Here is a 6,752-nt window from a genome sequence, read left to right on the forward strand (position 1 = left end):
ATATGTCAGACCCGCTCTTCAACGATCCCCTTGCCCATTTTCGCCTGGAGCGCCACGGCCCGGTGATCGAGCTGGTGCTCGCCCGCCCGGCCCGTCACAACGCCCTTGATGCCGACCTGATGCAGGGGCTGCTCGACTGCCTCGACGAGCTGGCCCACGGCCAGCCGCTGGCCGACCGCCCCCACGTGCTGCTGCTGCGCGCCGAGGGGCCGCATTTTTGCGCGGGCGCCGATCTCGAGTGGATGCGCAAGATGGCAGGGGAGGCGTTCGACCCCCGCGCCTTTGACAAGAATCGCGAGGACGCCCGGGTGCTGGCCCACCTGATGCAGGCACTGGACGAGCTGCCCTTCCCCACGGTGGCCCTGGTGCAGGGGGCCGCCTACGGCGGAGCCTTAGGCCTTGTCTGCGCCTGCGACATCGTGCTGGCCAGCGAAAATGCCCGCTTCTGCCTCTCCGAGGTGACCCTGGGACTGGTGCCTGCGGTGATCAGCCCCTACGTGGTGCGCGCCATGGGGATGCGCCAGGCCCGCCGCTACATGCTGAGCGCGGAGCCTTTCGATGCCATCACCGCCTGCCGACTCAACGTGGTGCACAGGCTCAGCCAGCCTGATCAGTTGCTGGCGGAGGGACGCGCCATGGCCCTGCGGTTGTGTCGCAACGGCCCCCAGGCGATGAAGGAGACCAAGCGGCTGCTGGCCGCCCTCGAAGGGCGCCCAGGCCACCAGCACGAAGAGCAGACCGTCGAGACCATCGCCCGGGTACGGGTCGGCCTCGAGGCCCAGGAGGGGATCCAGGCCTTCTTCGACAAACGCCCCCCAACCTGGCGCCCCCGTTTCAAGGACGAAGCATGACTCAATACCACCCCATCAAGCCCCTGCTGATCGCCAGCTGTGGTCAATATCACTGGAGTGTGGATCAACACGCTTCGCACATGTGCACCTTGAACAGCAGGGAGGTAGCATGACCAACCACACTCCCATCAAGCGCCTGCTGATCGCCAATCGCGGTGAAATCGCCGTGCGCATCATCAAGACAGCACGACGCCTCGGCATTCACACCATCGCCCTCTACTCGGACGCCGACGCCCGCGCCATGCACGTGCGCGAAGCCGACGAGGCCTGGCATCTGGGGCCGGCCCCCGCCCGGGAGAGCTACCTCGACACCGGCAAGGTGCTCAAGATTGCCAAAGAGGCGAATGCCGACGCCATCCACCCGGGCTACGGTTTCCTCTCCGAGAACAGCGACTTTGCCACCGCCTGCGAGCAGCGGGGCCTGCGCTTTGTCGGCCCAAGCGGCGGCGCCATCCTCGCCATGGGGGACAAGTCGGGGGCCAAGGGGCTGATGCAGGCAGCCGGCGTCCCCGTGCTGCCCGGTTATCACGGCGCGGATCAGCACACCGACTTTTTGCGCGATCAGGCGAGCCAGGTGGGCTTCCCGCTCCTTATCAAGGCGGCCAGCGGCGGCGGTGGCAAGGGGATGCGGCGGGTCGATCAGCTGGCCGACTTTGACGCGGCCCTGGCGGCGGTCAAGCGGGAGGCGAGTGCCGCCTTTGGCGACGACCATGTGCTGCTGGAGCGCTATCTCCCCCGCGCCCGCCACGTGGAGGTGCAGGTGTTTGCCGATGCCCTCGGCAACGCCATCTATCTGGGGGACAGGGACTGCTCCTTGCAGCGCCGCCACCAGAAGGTGATCGAGGAGGCCCCCGCCCCCGACATCTCCCCTGCCCTGCGCCGCGCCATGGGCGAGGCGGCCGTGGCGGCGGCCAAGGCCATCCACTATCAGGGGGCTGGCACCATCGAGTTTCTGCTCTGCAAGGAGGAGTTCTTCTTCATGGAGATGAACACCCGGTTGCAGGTGGAGCACCCGGTTACCGAAGCCATCACCGGCCAGGATCTGGTGGCCTGGCAGTTGGCGGTGGCCGAGGGCAAACCGCTGCCCCTCACCCAGGAGCAGGTGGTGCTGCGTGGCCACGCGGTGGAGGCGCGCCTCTACGCCGAGGACGTGGCCGCCGGTTTTCTGCCAGCGAGCGGCCCCATCCACTGGCTCACCTGGCCCAAGGGGGTGCGCATCGACACCGGCGTCGGCGCCGGCGATGAGGTGAGCCCCTATTACGACCCCATGATCGCCAAGCTCGTCGCCCACGCACCGAGCCGCAGCGAAGCCTTTGCCACCCTGGCCGATGCCCTGGCAGCCCTGGCTCTTGGCCCTCTGGTGCACAACGGCCCGCTCCTGCAACGCCTGTGCGAAGTGCCAGAGGTGCTGGCGATGCGCCACCACACCCAGTGGCCCATTCCCACCGACACCCTGCCTGTTCCGGCGATCGCCTGGCCCCTCGCCACCCTCTGGCTCGCCACTTGCGAGCGCGATGCCTCCCCCTGGCAGCAGGCCGCAGGCTTTCGGCTGGGCCCCACCCGCCGCTTTTGCGCCACGGTGCGCATCGGCGAGGAGACCCGCACTCTCACCCTCACCGAGCGAGGAGGCGCCCTGCTCTGGCAGAGCGAGCAGATCCCGTTCGAACTCGGGTCAGATCAGATCCGCCTGTGCCAAGGTGGACATTGGCAACGCTATCCGGTGCAGCCCCTCGGCGAGGGCGCCTATTTGCTGCACCTGGCGGGCAGACGCATCCGCTTCTCGCTCGATGATCAGCATCATCAGCTCCACCATGATCACGACACGAGCCATGTCCCGGGCATCCTGGCCCCCATGCACGGCATCGTGGTGGCGCTGCAGGTCGAGGCCGGCCAGCCGGTCAGCAAGGGGCAACCCCTGCTGGTGCTGGAGGCGATGAAGATGGAGCACGTCCTCAAGGCTGACCGGGACGGGGTGATTGAGGCCCTGCAGTGCCGCCAGGGGGAACAGGTGAGCCAGGGCGCCGTGCTGGTGCGCTTTGCCGAGGACCATACCGCGCAGGAGGAGCGCTCATGAGCCACACGCACGAGAACCGGGACGACAAGGTCAGCCTGGTGGAGATGGGGCCGCGGGACGGCCTGCAAAATGAGACCGCCACCCTCTCCCTGGCGCAGCGGCTGGCGCTCATCGCCCGCCTGGCCGAGAGCGGGTTACAGCGCATCGAGGTGGGGGCCTTCGTGTCGCCCAAAAAGGTGCCGCAGATGGCGGATTCCGCCGCACTCTTTAACGCCCTGCCGCGCAGGGGGCCGACCCGCTATGGCGCCCTGGTGCCCAATCTGCAGGGTCTGCAGGCCGCCATCGCCGCACGCGCCGACGAGATAGGCCTCTTCACCGCCTGCTCGGACGGCTTCACCCGGGCCAACATCGGCATCAGCGTGGAGGAGTCCCTGGTGCGCTTTGCCCCCCTGGTGCAGGAGGCGCGCAGCCTCGGCATCAAGGTGCGCGGCTACCTCTCCACCGTCATCGCCTGCCCGTTCGACGGCCCGACCCGCCCGAAACGGGTCGCCGCCCTGGCCGAGCGGCTGCTGGATCTGGGCTGCCACGAGATATCCCTCGGCGACACCATCGGCGTCGGCACCCCGGGCACCGTGGCTCCCATGCTGGATGCGGTGCTGCACGAGATCCCGGCGGGCCGGCTTGCGGTTCATTTTCACGACACCTACGGCCAGGGGCTGGCCAACCTGCTGCCGGCGCTCGAGCGCGGCATCCGCACCATCGACTGCTCGGTGGCCGGGCTCGGCGGCTGCCCCTATGCCCCCGGCGCCTCCGGCAATGTGGCGTCGGAAGAGGTGGTCTATCTGCTGCACGGCCTTGGCATGAACACCGGCGTCGATCTCGACCAGCTGGCCGCCACCGGCCAGTGGGTGAGCGAGCTGCTGGGGCGCCCCAACGGCTCCCGGGTCGGCCAGGCCCTGCACGGGAGGGGACGGCGCCTAGCACAAGAGCGCGAGCAGCGCACCCCGGGAGGCCATCATGCATCATGACCCCGGCCCTTGCCGCGGGGCCAGGACCCCGCCAGCTCATCAGGAGGGCGCACCATGAGAGCCAGACACGCCAGTGGCAAGGAGAGGACCTACAGCATCTCGGAGCTGGCCCAGGAGTTCGACATCACCCCACGCACCATCCGCTATTACGAGGACGAGGGGCTCATCACCCCGACCCGGGAGGGGCAGACCCGCATCTACAGCCACAAGGACAGGATCCGCCTGAAATTGACCCTGCGCGGCAAACGCCTCGGGTTCAGCCTGGCGGAGATCCGCGAGCTGTTCGACATGTACGACACCGACCGCTCCAGCCGGATGCAGCTTCACTCCATGATCCAGCTCATCGAGGCCAGACGCCACTCCCTGCGCCAGCAGCTGGAGGACATCCAGATGGTGATGGCCGAGCTCGATGCCGCCGAGCAGCGCTGCATCCACTCCCTCGGCGGCTTGAAAACCGACGGGGATTGACAGACTCTGGGGGTATCTCGCCCCCGGTATCCCGGTTTTCCAGTGGATATCCGCAGTGGCAGGCCCTGACCCGGCAACCCCCTTGTTCCCCACATCGCCCGTCGCGACATGCCGGACAGAGTGGGCGGTTTGGGCAAGCGGCGAGGTGGGGCAAACGGGGGAAATCCGGCCTTGGTCGCACAATAATTCCCCAGCCCGGTCAGAGTGCGGCGCACCTCATGAGTCCTTCCCATGAACCGGGCACGATTAATTGCTACCATATGCGCATCAAATGGAGACCATCATGCTCAAGCCTCTGCCCGCTCGTCTGCTGCGCTATGCCCTCTATCTTCTCGCGCTCCTGCTCATCGGCATCACCATCCTGCTCTGGCAGGCGCCGACCCTCATCCAGCGCCATCTCCCCGGCTGGCTTGCCACCCATTACGGTCTGCACCTCTCCCTTGGCAAGATAGAGGTGGGGATCCGCTCCCCCTCCCTCGTGCTGGGTCCCAGCACCCTGCTCGATGACCAGCAGCAAGCACTGGTGTCATTTGAAGAGCTGAAGCTCATTCCCGCCTTGAAAGCGAGCTGGCAGCAGCGCGCCCTGGTACTGGAAGAGGCCACCCTGACCGCCCCCAGGGCAGATCTGGTGCGCCTCGAGGATCTCAAGGGGGAGGGACGCTTCAACCTGACCGATGCACTGGCCTCCCTGCTCTCCCCTGCACCGGAGCAAACACCGCCAGCCGCCACCGAGCCCGTGCTGGTGACCATCGGCAAGCTGTCCGTCGAGCAGGGCCGGCTCAGCTACCGGGACAGCCGCAAGCAGAGCAGCCCGGGGTGGGTCCCGCCCCTCACCCTGGACAAGCTCGCCCTGCACCTGCCCGGCTTTTCCACCGCAGAGGGGGTGCTCAACCCCTATCGCCTGAGCGCCACCGTCAACGAGAAGAGCCCCCTCAAGGCCGAAGGGGAGTTCGACATGATGAGCGGCGCCGGCAAGGGCAAGATCAGCCTCGGCAAACTGGCCCTCGCCCCTTTCGCCCCGCTCTGGGCCCCCTATCTCGACGTCAAGCTGGCCAAAGGCGAGGCCAGTGCCGAAATCTCCTACCAGATTGCCGAGGGCAAGCAGGGGCTAGGCTGGCAACTCTCCAAGGGCAAGCTGACCCTCAATGACTGGCAGCTTCAGCGCCGCAAGGGCGGCGAATTTGCCCGCTTCAAGCAGCTGGCGCTGACCGGCATCACGCTCGACGGCAGCAAGCAGGCGCTGCAGATCGACCGGGTGACGCTCAAGGCCCCGGCCGTCAGTGCCATGCTCGATGCCAACCAGCAGCTGGATCTGGCGACCCTGCTGATCCTGCAGCCGCCGGTCAAAACCAGTAAAGCCGCCAAACCGGCCGCCCCGGCCAAACCCTGGCGCTGGAGCCTCAAGCAGACCCGCATCGAACAGGGCCAGCTCAAGCTGACCGAATCGAGCAGCGGCAAGCCGCTGCTGCGCGAGCTCTCCGCCCTGACGCTGGCTCTGGGGCCGCTGGGCAGTCAGAGCGGACAGAGCAGCCCGCTCACCTTGAGCGGGGCGCTCAACAACCAGGCAAAACTGGACTTTGACGGCGACCTCGCCCTCGCCCCCTTCAGCCTCAACGGCGAGATCAAACAACAGGGTCTGCCGCTCAGCTGGGCCCAGCCCTACCTGCAAGATCTGCTGCGCATCAGTGTGCGCGACGGCCAGCTTGCCAGCCGCACCAAGCTGGCGCTGGCCACCGATGCCAAGGGGGCATTGAGCAAGCTGGAGCTGAGCGGCGGGCTCGATATCGATCGACTCAACGTGCTGGATCGGGCCGACAACCAGCGCCTGCTGCAAATTGAGCAACTGCAACTGAGCGGCCTACACTACGACGGCATCAGCCAGCAGGTGAAGATCGACGACATCCTGCTGCGCAAACCCTTCGCCCGCATCGAGATCAACGAGGACAGGGTCACCAACGTGCAGCAACTGCTGCTGCCGCAACCGGCCACGGGCAAGCCCGCCAGCAGCGGCCCGGCCCCCCGCGTCAGCATCGCCCAGGTGCGCACCGAGCAGGGCAACCTGCGCTTTGCCGATCGCAGCCTGAGCCCGGAATTCGTGGTGGACATCGCCTCCCTCAGTGGCCAGAGCCGCCACATCAGCAACATCCCGGGCCAGCGCTCCGAGCTGGCCTTCAACGGCAAGGTGGACCGCTACGCCCCGGTGACCATTCGCGGCGGCACCAACCTGCTGATCGAGCAGCCGGTGCTGGACGTGGCCGTCACCTTCAACAACCTGGAGCTCACCGCGAATTCAGATAATAACTGCAACACCCATGGTGCATAGGAGAGAAGAGGCCAACTGCCGGTTCTGGTACGCTTCTTCTCGCCAAAGAAACAAAGCGGAACACCATG

The 6,752-nt window shown here is 66.9% G+C and carries 4 protein-coding genes and 1 pseudogene; all 5 read left to right on the top strand.

The genetic code is table 11. The annotated features are described in order from the left end of the window. The first annotated feature begins 2 nt into the window (after positions 1-2). Positions 3-851, top strand: a complete 849-nt coding sequence (locus PG883_RS17000) for an enoyl-CoA hydratase-related protein (protein ID WP_042878770.1) — start codon at positions 3-5, stop codon at positions 849-851. Between the two features lie 109 nt (positions 852-960). Next, entirely contained in the window at positions 961-2,925 is a 1,965-nt protein-coding gene (locus PG883_RS17005) for an acetyl/propionyl/methylcrotonyl-CoA carboxylase subunit alpha (RefSeq protein ID WP_210600245.1), read from the top strand. After that, entirely contained in the window at positions 2,922-3,893 is a 972-nt protein-coding gene (locus PG883_RS17010) for a hydroxymethylglutaryl-CoA lyase (RefSeq protein ID WP_210600246.1), read from the top strand. Before PG883_RS17005 ends, PG883_RS17010 begins: the two co-directional genes overlap by 4 nt. A gap of 54 nt (positions 3,894-3,947) precedes the next feature. After that, the gene (locus PG883_RS17015; protein WP_010674587.1) at positions 3,948-4,361 is read left to right on the top strand and encodes a MerR family transcriptional regulator; all 414 of its coding nucleotides are present in this window, start codon (positions 3,948-3,950) and stop codon (positions 4,359-4,361) included. Positions 4,362-4,632: 271 nt separating this feature from the next. After that, positions 4,633-6,645 (top strand): annotated as a pseudogene (locus PG883_RS17020) (DUF748 domain-containing protein); the annotation flags it as partial. Positions 6,646-6,752: the final 107 nt, after the last annotated feature.

Source organism: Aeromonas sp. QDB25 (genome assembly GCF_027707725.1).
In the GTDB taxonomy this organism is placed as follows: domain Bacteria; phylum Pseudomonadota; class Gammaproteobacteria; order Enterobacterales; family Aeromonadaceae; genus Aeromonas; species Aeromonas caviae.